Annotated in this window: 22 protein-coding genes and 1 pseudogene; 13 read left to right on the forward strand and 10 right to left on the reverse strand. The window is 63.6% G+C overall.

Annotation, left to right across the window (positions count from 1 at the left end):
* Positions 1–7: 7 nt before the first annotated feature.
* Together CH294_RS02005 and CH294_RS02010 are read left to right on the forward strand one after the other, a co-directional pair.
* Positions 8–1,078, forward strand: a complete 1,071-nt coding sequence (locus CH294_RS02005) for a lipocalin-like domain-containing protein (RefSeq protein WP_249304989.1) — start codon at positions 8–10, stop codon at positions 1,076–1,078.
* Between the two features lie 29 nt (positions 1,079–1,107).
* The gene (locus CH294_RS02010) at positions 1,108–1,881 is read left to right on the forward strand and encodes a hypothetical protein (protein ID WP_141216433.1); all 774 of its coding nucleotides are present in this window, start codon (positions 1,108–1,110) and stop codon (positions 1,879–1,881) included.
* Positions 1,882–1,897: 16 nt separating this feature from the next.
* Here the strand turns inward: CH294_RS02010 and CH294_RS02015 are convergent, their stop codons facing one another.
* From CH294_RS02015 to CH294_RS02035, 5 genes are all read right to left on the reverse strand, one after another.
* Positions 1,898–2,836: a TAXI family TRAP transporter solute-binding subunit gene (locus CH294_RS02015; protein ID WP_094736987.1), complete on the reverse strand. Its 939-nt coding sequence runs from the start codon at positions 2,834–2,836 to the stop codon at positions 1,898–1,900.
* A 10-nt stretch (positions 2,837–2,846) separates the two neighbouring features.
* Positions 2,847–4,226 carry an MFS transporter gene (locus tag CH294_RS02020; RefSeq protein ID WP_094736988.1) on the reverse strand — a complete coding sequence of 460 codons (1,380 nt, stop codon included), beginning with the start codon at positions 4,224–4,226 and terminating at the stop codon, positions 2,847–2,849.
* A gap of 123 nt (positions 4,227–4,349) precedes the next feature.
* Positions 4,350–5,750 carry a HAMP domain-containing sensor histidine kinase gene (locus tag CH294_RS02025; RefSeq protein WP_249304990.1) on the reverse strand — a complete coding sequence of 467 codons (1,401 nt, stop codon included), beginning with the start codon at positions 5,748–5,750 and terminating at the stop codon, positions 4,350–4,352.
* 1 nt (position 5,751) lies between these two features.
* Positions 5,752–6,411, reverse strand: a complete 660-nt coding sequence (locus tag CH294_RS02030; protein ID WP_094736857.1) for a response regulator transcription factor — start codon at positions 6,409–6,411, stop codon at positions 5,752–5,754.
* A 21-nt stretch (positions 6,412–6,432) separates the two neighbouring features.
* Positions 6,433–7,692: an MFS transporter gene (locus CH294_RS02035; RefSeq protein ID WP_170944553.1), complete on the reverse strand. Its 1,260-nt coding sequence runs from the start codon at positions 7,690–7,692 to the stop codon at positions 6,433–6,435.
* Positions 7,693–7,825: 133 nt separating this feature from the next.
* Between CH294_RS02035 and CH294_RS02040 the strand changes: the two genes are divergently transcribed.
* From CH294_RS02040 to CH294_RS27345, 3 genes are all read left to right on the forward strand, one after another.
* Positions 7,826–8,380, forward strand: a complete 555-nt coding sequence (locus CH294_RS02040) for an XRE family transcriptional regulator (RefSeq protein WP_094736859.1) — start codon at positions 7,826–7,828, stop codon at positions 8,378–8,380.
* A 63-nt stretch (positions 8,381–8,443) separates the two neighbouring features.
* Positions 8,444–9,733, forward strand: coding sequence for a competence/damage-inducible protein A (locus tag CH294_RS02045; RefSeq protein ID WP_094736860.1), 1,290 nt, complete (start codon positions 8,444–8,446; stop codon positions 9,731–9,733).
* Positions 9,734–9,806: 73 nt separating this feature from the next.
* A complete protein-coding gene (locus CH294_RS27345; RefSeq protein WP_170944554.1) occupies positions 9,807–9,962 on the forward strand; it encodes a hypothetical protein in 156 nt (51 codons plus the stop codon).
* A 135-nt stretch (positions 9,963–10,097) separates the two neighbouring features.
* On the opposite strand, the gene CH294_RS02050 is transcribed toward CH294_RS27345, so the two are convergent.
* Together CH294_RS02050 and CH294_RS02055 are read right to left on the reverse strand one after the other, a co-directional pair.
* On the reverse strand, positions 10,098–11,447 hold the full coding sequence (locus CH294_RS02050; protein ID WP_094736861.1) for an alpha/beta hydrolase: 1,350 nt from the start codon (positions 11,445–11,447) through the stop codon (positions 10,098–10,100).
* A 68-nt stretch (positions 11,448–11,515) separates the two neighbouring features.
* Positions 11,516–12,004, reverse strand: coding sequence for a nucleoside deaminase (locus CH294_RS02055; protein WP_094608362.1), 489 nt, complete (start codon positions 12,002–12,004; stop codon positions 11,516–11,518).
* Positions 12,005–12,147: 143 nt separating this feature from the next.
* On the opposite strand from CH294_RS02055, the gene CH294_RS02060 reads away from it, so the two are divergent.
* The 3 genes from CH294_RS02060 (at position 12,148) to CH294_RS02070 (ending at position 14,978) form a co-directional block, all read left to right on the forward strand.
* Positions 12,148–12,723 carry a GNAT family N-acetyltransferase gene (locus tag CH294_RS02060; protein ID WP_094736862.1) on the forward strand — a complete coding sequence of 192 codons (576 nt, stop codon included), beginning with the start codon at positions 12,148–12,150 and terminating at the stop codon, positions 12,721–12,723.
* A 198-nt stretch (positions 12,724–12,921) separates the two neighbouring features.
* Positions 12,922–13,968: an NAD(P)-dependent alcohol dehydrogenase gene (locus CH294_RS02065; RefSeq protein ID WP_094736863.1), complete on the forward strand. Its 1,047-nt coding sequence runs from the start codon at positions 12,922–12,924 to the stop codon at positions 13,966–13,968.
* A gap of 131 nt (positions 13,969–14,099) precedes the next feature.
* Positions 14,100–14,978: a helix-turn-helix transcriptional regulator gene (locus CH294_RS02070; RefSeq protein WP_094736864.1), complete on the forward strand. Its 879-nt coding sequence runs from the start codon at positions 14,100–14,102 to the stop codon at positions 14,976–14,978.
* Positions 14,979–15,010: 32 nt separating this feature from the next.
* On the opposite strand, the gene CH294_RS02075 is transcribed toward CH294_RS02070, so the two are convergent.
* Positions 15,011–16,006 carry a tripartite tricarboxylate transporter substrate-binding protein gene (locus tag CH294_RS02075; RefSeq protein WP_249304992.1) on the reverse strand — a complete coding sequence of 332 codons (996 nt, stop codon included), beginning with the start codon at positions 16,004–16,006 and terminating at the stop codon, positions 15,011–15,013.
* Between the two features lie 168 nt (positions 16,007–16,174).
* Between CH294_RS02075 and CH294_RS02080 the strand changes: the two genes are divergently transcribed.
* Positions 16,175–16,978, forward strand: a complete 804-nt coding sequence (locus CH294_RS02080; RefSeq protein WP_032404839.1) for a DUF4239 domain-containing protein — start codon at positions 16,175–16,177, stop codon at positions 16,976–16,978.
* A 22-nt stretch (positions 16,979–17,000) separates the two neighbouring features.
* Here the strand turns inward: CH294_RS02080 and CH294_RS02085 are convergent, their stop codons facing one another.
* On the reverse strand, positions 17,001–17,408 hold the full coding sequence (locus tag CH294_RS02085) for a DoxX family protein (RefSeq protein ID WP_094736866.1): 408 nt from the start codon (positions 17,406–17,408) through the stop codon (positions 17,001–17,003).
* Between the two features lie 106 nt (positions 17,409–17,514).
* Between CH294_RS02085 and CH294_RS02090 the strand changes: the two are divergent.
* The 4 genes and pseudogenes from CH294_RS02090 to CH294_RS02105 form a co-directional block, all read left to right on the forward strand.
* A pseudogene (locus tag CH294_RS02090) lies at positions 17,515–17,622 on the forward strand (3-ketoacyl-ACP reductase); the annotation flags it as partial.
* An 84-nt stretch (positions 17,623–17,706) separates the two neighbouring features.
* Positions 17,707–18,306 (forward strand): sulfite oxidase-like oxidoreductase, encoded by a 600-nt coding sequence (locus CH294_RS02095; RefSeq protein ID WP_032404168.1) that lies wholly within the window; start codon positions 17,707–17,709, stop codon positions 18,304–18,306.
* Position 18,307: 1 nt separating this feature from the next.
* A complete protein-coding gene (locus CH294_RS02100) occupies positions 18,308–19,060 on the forward strand; it encodes a ferredoxin reductase (RefSeq protein WP_037155517.1) in 753 nt (250 codons plus the stop codon).
* Positions 19,061–19,176: 116 nt separating this feature from the next.
* The gene (locus CH294_RS02105; RefSeq protein WP_094736867.1) at positions 19,177–20,043 is read left to right on the forward strand and encodes an alpha/beta hydrolase; all 867 of its coding nucleotides are present in this window, start codon (positions 19,177–19,179) and stop codon (positions 20,041–20,043) included.
* On the opposite strand, the gene CH294_RS02110 is transcribed toward CH294_RS02105, so the two are convergent.
* Positions 20,030–20,446 carry a MerR family transcriptional regulator gene (locus CH294_RS02110; protein WP_094608197.1) on the reverse strand — a complete coding sequence of 139 codons (417 nt, stop codon included), beginning with the start codon at positions 20,444–20,446 and terminating at the stop codon, positions 20,030–20,032. The two genes, CH294_RS02105 and CH294_RS02110, sit on opposite strands and share 14 nt — an antisense overlap.
* Positions 20,447–20,558 lie beyond the last annotated feature (112 nt).

Raw genomic sequence — 20,558 nt, forward strand, 5'->3', positions numbered from 1 at the left:
GTTACACATGACATCCCCCGAAATCGTCGAGACCTGGAACGGGCCCGGCAGGACCGACGCCGCCCTGACCACAGTTCTGCCCAGGCACAACGGTGCGCACCCCGTGCCGGGCAGCCGAACAGGCTTCGAGCACTGGTACTTCGATGCCCATCTCGACGACGGACACACCATCATCGGCTTCCTCAACCTGCGCCGACCGGAGGAGCCGGCAATGGTGGCCAAGCCGAGCGTGGAGATCCTGATCTACGCACCGGATGGAACCCGCCGTCAGATCTTCAAGCGGTACTCGAAGAAGGAGTCCTCGGCGTCGATGTCTCATTGCGATGTTCGGGTCGGCCCCAATCACGCCTGGGCCGAGTTTCCTCCGGACAGTCTGCCCATTCATCATCTGTCGCTCTCGGAAGAGAACGTCACGTTCGATCTGCGGTTCCACAACGAGCTACCCAGCTGGATGCCCGGCGAGGGCGAAACCTTGTTCGGCGAAACCGACGTGTTCGGCTGGGTCGTCGCTGCTCCACGTGCACGTGTCGAGGGGTCGATCACGATCGGAGCAAGGACGAAAGCTGTGTCCGGCAGGGGATACGCCGACCACAACTGGGGTGCAGGCGATATGAAGAGCGTCATCGATCGGTGGCACTGGGGCCGCCTGTACGACGACGACTACTCGCTGCTCTACGCACTGGTGAAGACGCAGGAACGCCTCGATGCGCATGAAAGCCGGCCGATGATGCTGGCGTACAAGGGCGAGGTCATTCTCAGCTCGGGTGAGGCGGAGGTCTCCGAAGGGCCGATGAAGTACAACGCGATTGCCAACCGCGAGTATCCGGAATGGCTGAAGATCGAGATCCCCGGCGTCGTCAAGTTGGTACTCACCGTCGAGACCGTGGTGCACGCGCACGACCTACTGGACGACGTGCCGGTCGCCGGGCACAAGGTGTTCCGCCCGCTGTTGTACCGACTCGTCGGCCATCCGGGCTACTTCCGATTCGATTCCACATTCGAGCTCACAGTGGTCCGAGACGGCGTCACCGATGTTCGCACGGGCAGAACCCTGCATGAACTCGTCGCCCTGAACTGATTCCACCACTGTCCCGGAAAGGCACTGCTGTGCAACATAGTTGGATTCGCTACCGCCGACTGTCACTGGCCACCGGGTTTGCCCTTCTGCTGAGTGTGGGGGTGACCCCCACCGCGGGCGCGGCAGAGCCGACCGACATCGGCGGGTTCTACGCCCGAGATTGCGTCGAAGTGTCGGCCATCGTCTCGGTGCCGCCGGCCAACGCCGACGCTGAACTGCCCGACGGGTACACCTCGTCGAGCTTCTTCGGACTTCCTGGAGGCCCCGGAGTACCCGGCAGTTCATCGTTGCTCATGGGTGTCGAGACATGCCAGAGCGGCACTATCGACGGGGTCCCCTTCGACGGACCGTTCGCCTTCGGCGAGCGAGTTCTGTCGGTCGACCGCCACGACGCCGCCTCGGGTTACCATTTCTATGCCGTCGAACAGGTGACCGACAACCGAAAGATCTACGACCTGATGCACGGAGCCGGTTTCGACATCGCGTATCTGCCGGGCGTAGGCGCTACCGCCGACGCCGCCGGCGGGATCTCCGAGGGGGGATCCGTCCGCATCGTCGATCAGGCACCACTGCCACAGTTGCCCTCGCCGCTCGACAAGGTCAGCATCTGGAACGAAGCCGGGAGCGGCACAAAGGTTCTGCGGCTGTCGGTACACCACCCGACGGCACAGGCCGGAGTCGGTCGAGTATCGGCCGATGCGGGTTCGGCGATGGCCTCGTTGATCGGTACCGAGGAGGCAACCGGGTTGGGCGCGATCAACAGATTCGATTTCGAGGCGCGAGTGGAGTCGATCGCGCGTTAGTCCACGTTGAGCCGGCTCACCCGTGCCGTCTTCGGTATTCCTGTTCGGCCCCGGGATGCAGGGGGATGCTGCCGGTCATGACGAGCGAGCGGGCGTCGAGGAATTGACTCCCGACCGCCTGTCCTGGAACCAGCGCGGACGATCGATCCAGCAGCACACCCACCAGTTTCGAGACAACGGCGTCGGGCACCTCGGGGTGCGCCAGGAGCACGTTCGGAATCCCGACGGTCGTCACCTCGGGGTGCTCGCCGTACACGTTCGCCGGAACGAGCACCGCCTCGTAGGCGGTACCGAATTCGCGGCGCAGATCAGCGACGACGGCTCCCAGATCGAGCAAGCGGATCGCAGTTCGAGGCTCGGCGAACGCCGGGGTCGGCAATCCACCCGCCCACATCACTGCGTCGATCTCGTTGTCGGCCAACGCATCCGATGCCGCGCTCATCGGCAACTGCACCTGCTCGACTGCAGCCGACCCAGATACACCCACCGCGTCGAGGACACGTTGCGACACCATGGTCGCACCGGACCCCGCGGCTCCGATACTCACCCGGCGACCCCGCAGATCTCCTGCGGTCCGGATGGCGGAGTCCGCTCGTACCGCGACCTGAAAGTAGTTCTCGTACACGCACCCGACCGCCGCGAGATCTGCACTCGGATGGCTGTACGCCGCGTCGATGAGAGTCAGCGCCAACTCGGCCCGTCCGGTGCCGAGGGCTTCGAGGTTGTCGATCGAGCCGGCCGACGTCAGCGGAACGATATCCGCAGCACCGGCGTCTGCGGCACCGTCGGCCAACAAGCCTGCAAACTCCCAGAAGAAGCCACCGATCTCACCGGCGGCGAGACGCAACTGGGTCGGCAACTCCGATGTGCACGCACCCAGCGCGGCAGCCGTAAAGGAAACTAGACCCGCCCGCAACGCCGTCCTCCGAGAGAACGACGCTGCGGGCGGATTCATGTCAGTCACCCTATGACGTGGTGGACTGCTCGAACGCTCGCCCCTGCTCGCGGTCGAGCACGGTCTCGGTCTTGTTCCGCAGGACGAAGACGTACACCAAGAGCGAGATGGCGATGACGATCGTGACGTAGAGGATGAACCAGCCGACGTGCCCGCCGTTCTTCGCGGCCTGGTAGATCAACGGGGCGGTACCGCCGAAGGCAGAGTTCGCGAGCGCGTATCCCAAACCGACGCCGAGTGCACGGATGTGCGAGGGAAACAGTTCGGCTTTGACGATCGCATTGATCGAGGTGTAGCCGGTGAGAATGACGTAACCCACGCAGACCAGCGCCAAGGACTGCACCACCGACGTGGCGGACGGCAGATACGTGATGAGTACGTAGGTGTACAGCACCCCACCGACTCCGAAGAAGACGAGCAGCGGCTTGCGACCGACCTTGTCGCTGATCAACCCGCCGATGGGCTGCAGCAGCATGAGGAAAACCAGCCCGAACAGATTGATCCACGTTCCGGTCATTCCGCGGTCCTCGTACGCCGCCTTGATCATCGAGGGTGCGTTGACGCTGTAGGTGTAGAACGCGATGGTGCCACCAGCGGTCACCATGAAGCAGATCAGCAGGGCGCGCCAATGCTTGGTGACCAGCTCTTTCATGGATCCCGAAGATCGATCGGCTCCGCTGCGCACGGCCTCGAGCTGATCCTTGGTCAGCGACTCGTCCATGCTGCGGCGCAGCCAGAAGACGACCACTGCGGCGACGCCACCGATGAAGAACGCGATCCGCCAACCGAAGTCCTCGATCTGTTCCCGCTCGAAGAAGACCTGCATCAGCAACAGCGTCACCTGCGCCAGAACGTGTCCGCCGATCAGCGTGACGTACTGGAACGAGGAGAAGAAGCCGCGACGCTCACGGGTGGCGGCCTCGGACATGTAGGTGGCCGACGCCCCGTACTCACCGCCGGTGGCGAAGCCCTGCACCAGACGGCACAGGATGAGGATGACGGCGGCCCACACGCCGATGCTCTCCCGCCCGGGGGTGAACGCGATGACCATCGAGCAGGCCGCCATCATCGAAACACTGAACGTCAACGCGGCACGACGGCCTCGTCGGTCTGCGTAGCGTCCGAAGAACCACGAACCGACCGGACGCATCAGGAAGGTGACCGCGAAGATGCCGTAGACGTAGATCGTCGAGTTCTTGTCTGCCGAGTCGAAGAACTGATTCTCGAAATAAGTCGCGAAGACGGTGTAGACGTATACGTCGTACCACTCGACGAGGTTGCCCGACGACCCACGCAACGTGTTGTACACGGCGCGACGGGTGGCGGCGGGAGACGAGATGGGTGGGGTCGATCCCGGCGAACCGGTGATCGACGTGGCCTCGTTGGCCATGCTCTGGTCCTTCCACATTCAGCGGGCGGTGGGCTGACGGCTGGCAATCGGCAACCGAAGTCCCCCTACTGTGACGGCAAGCACAGCCCGAAACCAAGCTGTTTCACGATTCCTAACACTCCCTTAGGAAACGACCCTCGGTAGCCGAATCTCGACACGCAGTCCAGACGGTCGACGCGCCTCGACCCGGATGGATCCGCCCGCTCGCTCGGCGAGCGCACGGACGATGGACAGACCGAGGCCGGTTCCGTCCCCGCGAGCAGTCGACGCCCGAAAGAATCGATCGGCGACCTTCGGCAGCTCGTCGACAGGAACGCCGGGCCCGGTATCGGACACCCACATCGTGATGTCGGTGTCCGATGTCCGACGCCCGATCTCGATGTCCGAACCGGCCCCTGCGTACTTGGTTGCATTGCTCAAAAGGGCATCGAAGATTCGAGTCAGGTCGTCCCCGGGCATCGTCACTCGGCCGTCCTCCTCGGACTCCCACGTCGTGACGTGGACACTCTTTCCTGCCGAAACCACTGCACTCGACCAGAACTCCACCCGATCCGCAATGACAGCGCCCGAGTCGCACCCCGTCGATCGGGTGCTGGACGGGGTTTCGGCGGCAGCGAGGACGAGCAGGTCTTCGACGACGGCACTGAGGCGGTCGACTTCGAGGGTGGTCCGACGGTGCGCTTCGGTCGCCGACTCGGGTACGCGCATTCCGAGCACATCGTTTCGAATTCTCAACGCAGCCAACGGGTTACGCAGCGCATGAGCAGTATCTGCCACCAACCTGCGCTGCGCAGCGGTTGCTGCCTCGACATCGTCGGCCATGGCGTCGAACGCCCGGGACAGTTCGCGTACTTCCGGTGGCCCATCGTATGCGGCCGGCTCCGGCGTCGGGGCCTCGCCGATCGGTAACCGATCGTGGAACTTGCCGCCGAACGAGTGAACGCGCGACGACAGTGCGGTCAGTGGCCGAACAACCCAGCGTGACAACGCAACAGCGATCACCGCCACCGTTGCGAGAATCAGGAGAGCTCCGCCGGCGATCACCATCCAGGCAGTACCGACGTCCCGACGGGCGGAGGTAGTGGACGCCTCGAGGACCACCGCGCCGTCCACCTGAGTTCCCCCGCCGACCGGGGCAGTGATCAACGCCGTCGACTGCGACCACGGCGACAGACTCGACGGTAGGTCACCCCGCTGATTTCGCAACGCTCCCGCGATGGCCTGCTGGACGTCGGCGCGGTCGAAGTCCAGACCGGACAGTGCACGCGCCTGACCGTTGCGGTCGACGACGGCAATTCCCTCGTCGTACAAATTGCTGTAACGATCGACAGACTCCTGAAGGCGAGGAATCCCGGACCGGTCCTCCCGCGAACCCAGATCGGCGAAAAACGTTGCGGCGGCTGTCCTGTTCTCGGTGAATCTCTGGGCCCGCTCCCTGCCCACCAACACTGCCAACGGCACCGCCAACGCCAGCACGACGACAGTCGAGTAGATCATCAGCACCATCAGTACACGCAGGCGCACGTCAGCTGTCCCAGCGGTAGCCGAAGCCGCGGATGGTGACGATGGTGCCCGGCCGATCGAGCTTGGATCGCAAGGCCGTCATGTGCACATCGAGCGTCCGCGAAATCGCGACGTACGCGTCACCCCAGATGGCGTCCATCAACTGTTCCCGGCTCACCGCTTCGCCGCGTCGAGTCACCAGATGAGCCAGAAGGTCGAACTCCTTGGTGGTCAGTGCGATGTCTCGTCCGTCTACTTCGACCCCTCGTCCGATGAGGTCGACAACGATGTCGCCGAGCACCACCCTGTCTGCGCCGGCATCGCTCGCCGCGCGCCGACGACGCGCCGCGACCTCGAGCCTGGCATGCAACTCCCCCAACCGAGCCGGCTTGACCACGTAGTCGTCCGCGCCGGTGCGCAGAGCCCGCACCACCGACCGCTCGTCGTCGCGCGCGGTGAGCACCACCACCGGAACCGAACTCAGGGTCCGTAGCTTCCGAAGGACTTCGAGGCCATCCATGTCCGGTAGCCCGAGATCCAGTAGTACAACGTCCATCTCGTGATAGCCGAGTAACACGTCGGCACCGCGGCGCATGCGGACAGGCGTATGACCCACCTCGGTCAACGCGTCCACCAACGCATCACCGACTCCGTCGTCGTCTTCCACCACTGCAATACGCATCGAGATCAAGATAGGCCACCATCAGGGTTGGACGAACGTCACCGGCGAATCTCGCCCGGCCATCCATCCGCACAGTGTCAGCGGAACCATGACCGCCAGTAATGCGAGTAGGGGCGCAGTCCACGAGCCGGTCGAGCTGTGGATCGCACCCGCCACGACGGGTCCCGCTGCGGCAACGAGGTAGCCGATCGATTGCGCCATGGTCGACAGGCTAGTTGCCGTCGCTGTATTCGGAGCTCGTAGATTGATCAGCGTCAGAGCGAGCGAAAGTTGCCCTCCCTGACCGAGTCCGAGCAGAATCGCCCACATTGGAGCCAGCTCGATACTGCCTGCCAGAACACCGATCAGTCCGACGACGGACAATGCGACGACAGCGATTGCGAGCACACTCTGCCGACGGATGCGGGCGGCGAGTACGGGGACGGTCAGCGCCGTGGCGATGCTCGACACCGACAGCGCAGTCAGCAGCAGTCCCGCATTCTCGGCACTGAGCCCGCGATCCCGGTAGATCGTGGGGAGCCACGCAATCATCGAATACGCGAGCAACGATTGCAGTCCCATGAATCCGGTGACAGCCCAGGCGACAGATGATCGCAGAACAGCGGTCTGCCACTTCGGTTCGGCAGATCGGTCCGTTGAGGTCGTCGTCCGGTCGACGTGGCGATACCGCCACGCGAGAAGTGCCATGGCCCCCAGCGCGGCGGTGGACGGTACCGCCCAGACCATGAGAGTCGTTCGCCAGTTGTGGAATACCGACGAGTCGATCGGAATCGTGGCTCCCGAGGCGATTCCTGCGCTGGCACTGACCAGTGCCGTGAACAAGCCCGTCATCAGTCCGATTCGGTGTGGGAAAAGCAGTCGGATCAACACCGGACCGAGAACGTTCGCAACTGCGATGCCCATCCCGGCGAGCAGAGTTCCGATTATCAGCGCCGGCCACAAAGGCGCGCCCCGCAGCGCGGTCCCGACGAAAATCAGCATCAGGCATCCGGTCAGCACGACGGGTACGGTCCATCGCCGAACCGTCCGAGTCGCGGCGACGGCAAAAACACCCAGGCACAGGACCGGCCCTGTGGTCAGTAGTGCGGCCGAACCGGACCCCAGAGCGTAGGACTGTCGAATTTCGGCCAGCACCGCCGACGCGCTCCCGAACACCAAGCGTAGATCGAGGCCGAGCAGAACGATTGCTGCCACAGCGGCATCCGTTCCCACCACGGAGAGAGCAGTTCGATCGGAACCCTCCGGGCTGCCGGACGGATGTTCCGAGCCGGTATCGGTCACCGGTGCTCCCATCCTCGAATCGCCATGGCTCGCAATCGACCATCGCAGGCGGGCGCCGACAAATCAACCCCATGGGCAATTTGTATGACCCACAAGGCAATATTCTGTTGTCGGGGTGCGTACCATTTCTTCCATGCCGGGCCATCCGAGTGACGAGAACTGGATCGGACGCAGGATCGCGAGTCTTCGGCGCGAACGGGGTTGGACACTGGCCGCCCTCGGGGAGCGGGTCGGCCTGTCGACCACGCAACTCTCGCGCATCGAGTCAGGGAGTCGGCAGTCGTCGGTGGGCACGTTGATCGAACTTGCACGCGTGTTCCAAGTGACGTTGAGCGAACTCGTCGCCGAGGAGCCGACTCTCGCGTTTCACCTGGTGAGAGTCGCAGAGCAGCGTCGCCACGGTTCTGCCAACGGAGCGATGACTCCCCTGTCCGGCAACTATCCCGGTATCGATGCCGTTCTGTTGACCATCCCGCCCGCCTCGGATGCCCCGACTGCCCACCACGCCGGCGAGGAATGGCTCTACATACTGGACGGCTCGGTGGAGGTCACCATCGGAAACGACAGTGTTCGACTCGAAACCGGAGATGCGCTGCACTTCCCGTCGCTCAACGCTCACTCCGTCCGCGCACTCGGCGACGAACCCGCGCGTGCACTGCTGGTGTCCACCACCTCGCGCACCCACTGACGTCATGCGACGAAGAGCGGCCACCGCAGCTCCGCTCGAACCCCGGGACAGTAAGGTCGAAGAATGACTGTGCGAGCGGGTGTAGTGGTCACAGGAACCGAAGTGCTGGCCGGTCGGGTTGCCGACCGAAACGGCCCGTGGGTAGCCCAGCAACTCCTCGAGCTGGGCATCGACGTCGCACACATCACGATCTGTGGCGACCGACCCGATGACCTGACGGCACAACTGCGATTTCTCGCGGATCAGCGCGTCGATCTGATCGTCACAACCGGAGGCCTCGGTCCGACCGCCGACGATCTCACGGTGGCGACAGTCGCTGCGTTGTACGGCCGAGAAATGCACCTCGACGTTCAGCTCGAGAAGGGAATCTCCGAGATCGTCGAGCGCTGGCGCAGCCGGCTCAGCTCCGCGGTCGACTCCGAGCCGCTGAAGGCGGGAATTCGCAAGCAAGCCATGGTTCCCGAAGGTGCGCAATCTATTTCGCCAACCGGGACTGCGCCTGGCGTGGCGATATCAGCGAACGATTCTGGGACGCTTCCCGCAGTGCTGATCTTGCCCGGTCCTCCTCGCGAACTACAAGCGATGTGGACGGAGGCACTCGCGTGCGCGCCCATAGCCCAGGTCTTGTCTCGGCGCGCGCAGATCCGCCAGGACACCATTCGCGCATACAGGCTGTCCGAAGCCGATCTCGCCGCAACATTGCGGACGGCAGAAAGTGCCATCCCAGGATTCGACGCACTCGAAATCACCACCTGCTTGAGTCTCGGTGAGCTCGAGATGGTGACCCGCTATGCGGAATCGGCAGCAACCGCATACTCCGACCTCGTCGGCCTCATCGACGAACACCATGGTGCACAAGTCTTCTCGACCGACGGATCCACCATCGACGACATCGTGGCCGACCGACTGACCGGCCGAACAATCGCCACTGCGGAATCCTGCACCGGAGGCATGATCGCGGCCCGGCTCACCGACCGCGCAGGCTCGTCTGCGTATGTGATCGGCGCTGTGGTGTCGTACGCGAACGAAGCGAAGATCGGCCTGCTCGACGTTCCCGCGGAGACCATCGAACAGCACGGAGCCGTCAGCGAACCGGTCGCGGCATCGATGGCAGAGGGCGCACGGACCCGACTGGGCGTCGACATCGCCGTATCCACCAGCGGAATCGCGGGACCGGGCGGCGGCACGGAACTCAAACCGGTCGGCACCGTCTGCTTCGCTATTGCCGCTGTCGGCCGACCGACCTCGACCCGCACGCTTCATCTCCCCGGCGACCGGGCAAGTGTGCGTGCGCTGTCCACCACAGCAGCGATGCACATGCTCGCCGACGCGTTGAAGCCTGACCGTGTGTAGTTCTGTGTCCAGCGGGGCACTCCCAGGAGGTCCTGATACCGGCGACCGGTCGCCTCGACCACTAGGAGATTCCATGACGATGCCCAGCGATGCAAGCGAAGCAGTACCGTCCCACGGCAGCAATGACGGTCCGCGTGACCACACCGCCGAGACCGATGCAATCGAAGGCGCGCACGTGGACGAAGAGAACGTGCCGCATCCTCCGACCGACGAGGCTCCCCAGAACTGAGCGGTCGCCCGAGGGCTGCCGAGTGGTCGAGTGTCGATGTCACTGCTTGGACCCGGGCCGATCGCAAAGCTCACCGCAAGACCCCGTCCCGAAAAACTGATTGCACGCCTCGAGGATCCATCTCTCGGTGAAAGATCAGACGAAGTCTCGGAGGAACTCGATCCTGAGACGGTTGTAGTCATCGGTCCACTGCGAACTCACCGCCATGAATCCATGGTCGAGTCTCGCCTCGTTCTTGCTGTACAGGTTCAGGCGATTGGCGACGCCCACTCTGTCCAGCTTGGCGCTCAGATCGGCTGCCTGGTCCGGGAAAGTGCCGGTATTGCCGTCTGAGATGAAACTCGGAGGGAAGTCGGCTGTCGCGTTGTCCGTGACATTCGCCTGCGCCAGCAGCGCCGTGTCGGTGGTGTCCAGGTAGCTTCGGGCCGCGATGTCGAAAAAGAAGCCGTTCGACGGGCTCGGTGATTGTGGTGTACCCGCTCTCCCGACGTCGAGGGCAGCGCTTTCGAACACGATCGCCTTCAAGGCATTTCGGTCCTGGGTCGGTTCGACGCCCAGTGCGCGCGCGTAATCGGGGTTGGTCTGCACAATGGCGTAATTGCCCACGATGTGGCCACCCGCGCTGGTTCCGGCGAGCACGACGCGACTCATGTCGAGTCCGTACCGGTCGGCGTTCGTGTCGAGAAAGCGCATGGCCTGGCCCAGTTGGATTGTCTGCGTGGGGAAGCGGTACTGCGGCGCGAACGCGTAGTTCAGCGACACCACGTTGTAACCGGCGTCGAGCATGGTGCCGGCCCAGGACGCACCGTCCGAATCTGTGCTGGGAGCACCGTCCGCTTTGTCTCCGACTATCCAGCCACCACCGTGAACCGATACGTACGTGGGCCGGCTGATCGATGCATCGTTGTCCGCGATGTAGATGTCGAGAAACGAATTCGGTAGCGCCGAGCCGTATTCGACGTCGCTGGTGACACGGGCCCCGTCGACAAACGTCGTCGTTGTCGGCGCGTCGGACGCGAAGGAGTTGCTCTGCCCCAACGCGTGCAGCGATCGAATCAGCGGTGCCGGACTGGCTGCGGTAGTTATCACCAGCGCGGAGACCACCACCGCACTCGCCGCAGCGAAACCGGCCGGTACGACGGCAACCGCCCTACGGATACCGGCCCGAGGTGACGAGCCCACCGAACGGCCCGCCCAAGCCGAAGCCAGCAGGAAGAATCCGAGCGCAATCGCCGCGGTCAAGCACAAGACCCACAGTGCGTGAAAGCCCGTCACCAGCCATGCGACCTGAGTGACGACGACGGCAGCGCCGAGCGAAGTGCCTACGGCTGCAGGCTTCCCGGCATCGGATGAGACGAGCCATATCGCCACCACTGCCATGGCGATGACCCACAATCCCACCGCGAACTGCTGACGGATGAGAACGAACTCGAGCCACGCGAGAAGGACGCTGACGCAACCGGTCACTGCGAGGGCGGTTGTCATCGCACTCGTACGCTGCCTGTTGTCGATCTCGATGCCGTCCGGCACGGCCTTCCCCTCTGTGTTGCTCTCTACTGCGCAGACGCGTGACGTTGCCGGTGTAGTTCACGAACAGCATCGCCGAACTCGGCGACCGGCCCGTCCACCACGATTCCCGGCACGATCTGTTCGATGGGCGACGGTGTGATCGCGAGTGGTGCAGCGTCGAATTCCTGGAGCCAGGTGAGCAATTGAGCGGTGGACGTCGCGTATACGATGCGCCCCAGCCCGACTATTCCGTGACTCGCAGCGCACATAACACAATGCTCACCAGAGGTGTAGACCGTCGCCGCTCGACGCTGAACAGGGCTCAGATTGGTAGCGGCCCAACGTGACAGAGCGATCTCGGGGTGCTGGGTTGGATCGTTCCGGTCGCCCACCCGATTCCTGTCCTCGGCCAACACTTCCCCGCCCTCCGAGACGAGCACCGAACCGAACGGATCGTTGCCCGTCCGCACCGCCTCCGCCGCCAAGTCCACAGCACGGACCAGGAACGTGCGGTCGCTCGAGGAAATACTCACAGCGCACCGCCGGGTGCATCGACGATCGAAGTGTCCACGCCACGACCGTACCGGGTCGAGACGCGGAAACTCCGGACCGGTTCGTCCGGACACCGGGTGCCTGTTCCGGGGCAGCATCCATCGATGCTCGGTATGGTCGGCGGGTGAGCTTCTCGATACGGCCGGCCACGTCGTTCGCGGATCTGCGTGAAATCCTCGGCCCGAAGAACCCGACGTCCTCGGTCTGCTGGTGCCTCAGCCACCGAATCGATTCCGCGACCAACAGGGCACTCGTCGGCCCCGAACGCGCCGAGTACGTGAAGAAGCTGACCCGTCGAACAGTCGCGCCGGGGGTACTGGCCTACGACGGCGACGAGGTGGTCGGCTGGGCGGGGGTTGCACCGCGCTCGGAGTTACCGTTCGCGCGGTCCAACAAGATTCCGCACGTCGACGATCTGCCGGTCTGGACGGTCTGGTGCTTCCGGGTGAAGGCCGGCCACCGAAAACGCGGAATCGCACACGCGTTGTTGAACGGTGCCGTTCGGTTCGCGGACGACCATGGTGCCCCGGCGGTCGAGGGGTATCCGGTCGACAACGAGGGCAAGAAAGTCGATCTCACCATGGCATACGTGGGAACCCGTCGGCTGTTCGAGTCGGCGGGCTTCGAGTTCGCCGTCGAAACAACGTCGGTGTCGGGTGGCTTCCCTCGGGTGATCATGCGAAAAGACCTGCGGCACTGAGGTGGTACGGTTCTGCTGTTGCGCCACATCAGGATTGGACAACCACGGCAGTTCACCCGGCTCGCGTCGACGCGGAGAGAAGCAGGCGCAGATCAGCAGCAGGTGGACGATCTCCAGCAGAACCGACAAAGGGTGCTCTCCTGGTACACCTCTCGTCAGAGACTGTCTCGATCTCGCCGACTCATGTTTCATCGAAACATGACAACTTCCGTGAAGGCCTACGCCGCCACCGCAGCCGACCAGCCGCTGTCCCCCATCACGATCGAGCGCCGCGACCTCGGACCACACGACGTCCGTATCGACATCGAGTTCGCCGGCATCTGCCACTCCGATATTCACACCGCGCGCGGCGAATGGGGCCCGGTACCGTACCCGCTGGTCGTCGGCCACGAGATCGCAGGAACAGTGGCCGAGGTCGGATCCGAGGTCACCATGCACGCCGTCGGCGATCGTGTCGGAGTCGGCTGCATGGTCGACTCGTGCGGCGAATGTGCCCAGTGCGTCAAGGGTCTCGAACAGTACTGCCTCGTCGGCAACATTCAGACCTACGGCGGCACCGACCGCGACGGCACGACCACCCAGGGCGGCTACTCCCAACAGGTCGTCGTCACCGAACACTTCGTGGTGAAGATCCCCGAGGGCATCGCGCTCGACGCCGCCGCGCCGCTGCTGTGCGCCGGGATCACCACCTATTCACCGCTCCGGCACTGGGGAGCCGGTCCCGGCAAGAAGGTCGCGGTGGTCGGCATGGGCGGGTTGGGCCACATGGCCGTCAAGATCGCCCACGCCATGGGTGCCGAGGTGACGGTTCTGTCGCAGTCGCTGAAGAAGCAGGAGGACGGACTTCGACTGGGAGCAAACCACTACTACGCAACCAGTGACCCCGACACATTCGAGAAGCTCGCGTCCACATTCGATCTGATCATCAACACCGTCAGCGCCTCGATCGATCTGAACGCACACCTGTCTCTGCTCGCCGTCGACGGCGCAATGGTCAACGTGGGTGCTCCCGCAGAACCCCTTCCGTTGCAGGTCTTCTCGCTCATCCCCCACCGCAGAACGTTCGCAGGATCGGCCATCGGATCGATCGCCGAAACGCAGGAAATGCTCGACTTCTGCGCCGAACACCACCTCGGAGCCGACATCGAAGTCATCTCCGCCGACAAGATCAACGACGCGTGGGAACGGGTACTCTCCTCCGACGTTCGCTACCGATTCGTCATCGATACCTCGACCCTGGTCTGATCGAGTAGGGGTAGCCGGTGCAGGCGGCGATCTGCTTGCACCGGCGACCTCGAAATTTACCGATGCGTCATCACGAAGGATGTATCAGCAGGGCGTCGCTCGATTCGACCGGCAGACTTAGGCTGGACCGCATGGACAACAAGGCAGAGGTACGCGAGTTCCTCATGACCCGCCGAGCCAGGCTCACCCCGGATGCGGCCGGTATCACGGGTGGAAGCAGCCGTCGCCGAGTCGCCGGATTACGACGAAGCGAAGTGGCAGCACTTGCCGGCCTCTCTGTCGAGTACTACGCGCGTATCGAGCGCGGTGCCATCGGCGGTGCATCGGCGTCCGTGCTCGATGCCCTCTCGCGCGCACTACAACTCGACGACACCGAACATGCACACCTTCTCGACCTTGCGCGAGCTGTGGACGGAGTACCGACCTCCGGACGTCCTCGACGTAAGGCTGCCCGCCCCGCTGCCCCGAGAATCAGCCTGCAATGGGCCCTCGATTCGATAACGGACGGGATTGCCTTCGTACGCAACCAACGTCAGGATCTGCTGGCGACGAACGAACTCGCGAAAGCGTTCTACGCCCCTGTGATCGGGGACGGTGGACGAACGCCCAACCTCGCTCGATTCCAGTTCTTGGATCCTTCGTCCCGAGAGTTCTACCCCGACTGGGACACCTTCGCCGAAATGTGTGTAGCCATCATGCGCGCCGAAGCAGGTCGCGACCCGCACGACAAGGGACTCCAAGACCTCGTCGGGGAACTCTCCACGCGCGACGAAACATTCCGAAAACTGTGGGGTGCCCACAACGTTCGAACCCATGGGGCCGGCATGAAGCGCTTCAACCACCCGGTCGTCGGCGAGGTTCACCTCGCTTACGAGGCGCTCGCTATCACCGCCGATCCCGGAGCCGTCCTCATGGTGTACACCGCTGAGCCGGGCTCGCCGAGCGCGGAACGCATACGGCTTCTCGGATCATGGGCCGCAGAACGCGCCGAGGCACAGCCGAACCCCTGACCCGTATGTATCGACTGTCGCCGCCGCGCCGCTCACCGCGGAACCGCTTGCAATCCGGTCTCCACATCCTTCTGGGTCTCGGCCAGGAAAGTTTCGAACTCGTCGCCGATCATGAAGGTCGTCGTGAATTTGCTGCGCTCTGCGATCTGCTTCCAAGTGGGTGTCTCCACCATCTTCCCCAACGCCGTCCGCCAGTAGTCGACCGCGTCGACGGGCATGTCCGGTGGCCCGTACAGTCCGCGCCAATTGGCCAGCGTCACATCGAATCCCAGCTCTCGTGCAGTGGGAACGTCGAGACCGGGGATTCGATCTTCGGCCAGAACGCCGATACCGTCGAGGTCCCCGGATGCCAGTTGATCGACGAATTCACTGACGCCACCGATGGCCACGTCGATCTCACCACCCAGAAGTGCAGCGGTCTGTTCGCGGCCACCCTCCTGGGTGACGTAGCGGACGGCAGACGGGTCGCCGCCGGCAGCCGAAACCAGCAGGGAGAAAGGCAACTCGTCATCGTGGGCCGCACCGACCACGACGCCCGATGGGTTGGACGCTATTGCCGTCATAACTCCGCGAAGGTCGGTGAGAGGACTGCCGGGACGCGCTACGACGACGTAGTACTCGGTCATCAGTCGGGCGATCATCGTGACGTCGTCGTAGCCGTATTTCGACACCCCACTCACCTGGTTCACCATCATCGACAACGACGTCACCGCAAGCTCATCGTCGGCGCTCCGATGGTCCTCGACCATCGTGGCAAGGTAGTCGGCACCACTCCCGCCGGGTCGATTCTGCACCGGCAGAGCTGTTTCGACGATCTTCTCCTTCTGCAGGGCATCCACGACCGAACGGATGGTGAGGTCGAAGCCACTGCCGGGATCGGCTCCCGCCGTCATCGTGACGGGGCCGTCGGGATAGGGCACCGAATCGGACGTAGATGCAGGATCGGTGTCGGGTCCGGAATCGGTACATCCGGTCAACAGCAATGCGGCCGCGATCATGACGCCGAGTATCGATTTCTTCGCGGTCACAGCATCGCCCCTCGGCCCGGTCCGCACAGCGGTCGCTGCTTCCACCCAACTCTAGGATGCAGTGACAAGGGGCGGAGCAAAATGACGTCCGGACAATCGCATTCACTCATGCGCGACGAGTACGCGATTCCGCCGACGCGCCGGAGCGCACTCACTTACAGTTGCGCAGTGCCGAGCTGGATACTGGGTCTGATCGTCGTACTCGTCGTGGTGTTGGCCGTGACGGCCAAACTCGCTGCTCGCACCCGAGCGCCCGATCCGGGATGGTTCATCGACAGCACTCGTGCAGCCGGTGCACTGACGGTCATCGGAACGATGTTCTCGGTTCTGCTGGCATTCACCATCTTCTTCGCACTGCAGAGTTACCAGCGCGCGAGTAATGGAGCCAGCGTCGAAGCCGTCGCCGTGACGGAGCTGCACAATGTGGCCGATGTCCTCGAAGGACACGGCGGTGCACAGTTGCACGGTGGCCTCATCTGCTACGGCCGTGCTGTCGTCTCGGACGAATGGTCTGCAATGGCGCGCGGTGAAACGTCCCCATCGGTCAATCATTGGGTGGACACCATGGCCCAGGATTTTGCCGCCACCACACCGGAAGGTGCCTCGCAGGAGGCGGCGTACGGACAGTGGTTCGATCAGCAAGCCGAACGCCGCGACGGTCGCCGCGACCGACTGGCCGAGGCAACACCGTCGGTTCCGTTTCCTCTCTGGATCGTGCTGGGCATCGGAGCGTCGGCAATTCTCTCGTACATGTGCGTACAGGCGGATCGCCGCGAATCCGCTGTAGTGCAAGCCGTTCCGATCGCGTTCGTATCCGCGCTCGTGGCCTCGGCGCTGGTCGTCGTCGCGTTTCTCGACCACCCGTACTCCGATTGGTCGGGCAGCATCCAACCCACCGAGATGAACGTGACGCTGCAGTTCATCGACGACGGCCACTCGGCCCCGTGCGACGAGTCCGGCAACCCCACCTGACCCGACGGATGCGCAGCACCCTCTACCGCACGATCGGCATGACCTGACGCACCTTCGGATCCCGCAGATACAGCGCACCCCAAGCAAGAACTCCGACGTACACCGCGAACAAGACCGTACTGAACAACGGCTTGTCCACTCGCCAATTGGTGAGGACGGCACCACCGAGATATCCGGTCAGCAGAGCCGCACCGAGAAACGCGGTACGAGGCACCAGGTAGAGAACCAGGCACACAAGCAGGACGATGCCGATGACGGGCGTCATCTCGTCGCGGAGCCCCAACTCCGCAGTCGAATCTTTCACCTGCTGCACATTCAGTAGTTTGCCGACGATGTCGAAAATCAGGAATAGCGCAAGAAGGCCAGTGAGGCCCCAGCCTGCGCGGGTTGCACGGCGTGAATTGGTCGCAGGGGTGGTCGTCGTGGTCATGGTCGTCTCCGATGCTCGATACGTAAGGTGTCGCCGGTATCGACTGCCGTCGGTACGAAAACTCACCGCCGTGAGAAGCACACCAGGACTGCTTCCGCCTCGATCACGAACATTGGGTCCACCGGAGGACATCGCCGAGACCGTCGCCCACCTGGCCGGTCCTGCTCGATGGATCAATGGTCAGGTCGTGTACGCCAACGGCGGGATCGTCTGACCCCCTTCTCGGATACTGGGCAGCTCCACGTCGAATGCGTCCTGACTTGTCAGACTCCCGACCACGAGCGCACAATTCGTCACCATGGCACTGATCTCGAAGGGCTTCGTCGGCCGCAGACGCGGCGACGACGGGCGCACTCCCCCCGGTCAGTATCTGACCAAGGATTTTCCCGTCCTCGCGATCGGGCCCGCGCCCGTTGTCGCGACCGAAACATGGTCGTTCTCGATCACCACCGAACGGGGCGACACTCGCAGCTGGACCTGGGACGAATTCGCGGCACTTCCACACGACACTCCGACAGTCGACATCCACTGCGTCACCAAGTGGTCGAAGCTCGATACCACGTGGAAGGGCGTAAGCCTGGACGTTCTGCTGGACGGTCTCGATACCGATGCCGGGTTCGTCGTGGTCCACGGCTTCGACGGCTACACCACCAACCTCCCCCTCGAAGACCTCAGGGATGGCAGGGCCTGGCTGGTGACCGAATTCGACGGCGCTCCCCTGGCTCGCGAACACGGTGGTCCCGCAAGGCTTCTCGTTCCGCATCTGTATTTCTGGAAATCGGCCAAGTGGATCTCGCGTATCGAACTCACGCTGGAGAACGAACAAGGCTTCTGGGAGCGCGGCGGCTACCACGACTACGGAGATCCGTGGCGCGAGCAGCGGTACCAGGGCGACTGACGTGACATCGGCGGCTGGGGCGAAACCCTGGCTCGTTGCCACGGTGCAGACCGTGCGGCGTGAGACACCCACCGCGTCCACCCTGGTTCTCGACGTCGACGGATGGCCCGGCCATCTTGCCGGGCAGCACGTGGACGTCAAGCTCACCGCCGAAGACGGCTACAGCGCACAGCGAAGCTACTCCTTGGCCTCGGCACCCGACGGCACGTCGCGCATAGAGATCGCGGTCCAGAACGTCGCGGACGGCGAGGTGTCGCCGTACCTGGTCGAGTCCGTCGAGGTCGGCGATCGCATCGAGATCCGCGGGCCGGTGGGGCGATGGTTCGTCTGGCGGCCGTCCCAGCCCTCGGAGACCCAGTCTCCTCCAATCCTGTTGGTGGGTGGCGGTTCCGGCATCGTCCCGCTCCGCGCGATGGTTCGCGCGCAGGCTTCCGCGACGGGCGGACGAGTACCTTTTCGGGTCCTGTACTCGGTGCGCGAACCCGCAGAGGTCTACTTCGCCGACGAGTGGGCTCACCCTCCGGCCGGCGTGGACGTCACCATGATCCACACACGGCGTGCTCCCGCCGGCAACGCACGGCCCCTCGGCCGCATCACGGTCGAGGACCTCGACGCCCACGGATGGCCGGCAGAGTTCGAGCCGCGGTGCTACATCTGCGGCCCCACGAGCTTCGTCGACACGGTGGCCGACATGTTGGTTGCTCGGGGTCACTCGGCAGCGAACATCCGTACCGAGCGTTTCGGACCGAGCTGAGGGAAGGCCCTCGGCTCGGCACCGCGTACACGGTAGATGAACTATCCACATTTCGACGGTCACAGTGGGGTTCGGATCCGTCCCTTCTGGATCCGGCTTCCCATACTGTCGGCATCATGACCATCGATCGAGTACCGGTATCCGGCGGAGACATCGTCGTGGAAACTCACACTGGGACCAGTGAGCCCGTCCTCGTGGTGCACGGGGTCTCCAGCCAGCGCATGCTGTGGAGCTGGCTGCACGCGGAGTCGCCGCACCTGACCCTCGTCGCACCGGATCTGCGCGGCCGAGGTGACAGTGTGGATGTCACGGGACCGTCATCGCTGACACGGCACGCAGACGATCTGGACGCCGTCATGGATGCATTGGGACTCGACTCCGTGCACGTGTGCGGAATGTCGATGGGAGCGTTCGTGGCGGTCGAGTTCGCAGCCCGGTATCCGTCCCGGGTGAAGAGTCTCGTTCTTGTCGACGGGGGCGTGCCGGTACCACCGCCCGCCGGTCTCACACAGGACAACGTTGCGGCTGCCTTCGGGGACAAGATTGCGCGAACACAGCAGCGGTGGAACGACATCGACGATTACATCGAGTTCTTGGTGTCGACGTCGTTGCCGCTACTCGACCCGGCCGATCCGCTACTACGGACGTACGCCGAACACGATCTGGCCGACGGATCGATTCGACTGTCTTCGGCTGTGGTCGTCGCCGACGCCACGGACGTGTTCTTCGGCGCTTCACGATTCCGGGAACTGACGATGCCGATTCGATTCCTGCACGCGGAGTGGAGCATTGGTGCAGATTCCGCCCCGATGTACTCGCCCCAGGACATCGACGCGTTCGACCTGACATCCATCACCCCGATGCCTGGACTCGATCACGCAGGGACGATCATGACCTCGGTCGGTGCGGCTGCAGTGGGAGAAACGATCGACGAAGCAATCGACGCGGAGCCAGAAGGAGTCGGGCAGTTCACCGATGCGTAGCAGAGGCGTCGGCCTCGAACGGTGCCCATGGGGTGTCTCGAAGCGCAGGACAGTGTTCGGGTGTCGGGTTGTGTGCAATGTCGATCATCCGATCGAGGACGTCGCGCGTGGCGGCCAGATCGGCCATGGCCGCGGTGATTCGGTCTCGTTCGACTCTCATGATCTCGAAGGCCTCGGGCGAGCTCTGGCCGCTGTCTATACACGGCAGTAGTTGCAGAATCTTCCGACTCGAAAGACCAGCGGAGAAAAGTTGCTGGAGTAACTTCACGCGCTCGACGGCAGACTCAGGGTAGACGCGTTGTTCGCTGGAGGTACGTTCGGACGCCAGCAAGCCCTGCTCTTCGTAGTAGCGAAGAGCTCGCGTGCTCACTCCTGCCAGGTGTGCCACCTCGCCTATACGCATCCAGTATCTCCCTCGGAGGAATGTTTCGATTCTTGGACTTGCCCTTGACGTTAACGTGAAGTTTTAGCCTTGTCGATGTCGGACCGATCAGGACCGAAAACACGAAAGTTCG

Origin of the sequence: Rhodococcus sp. 14-2483-1-1 (genome assembly GCF_002259335.1) — a bacterium.
Classification (GTDB): domain Bacteria; phylum Actinomycetota; class Actinomycetes; order Mycobacteriales; family Mycobacteriaceae; genus Rhodococcoides.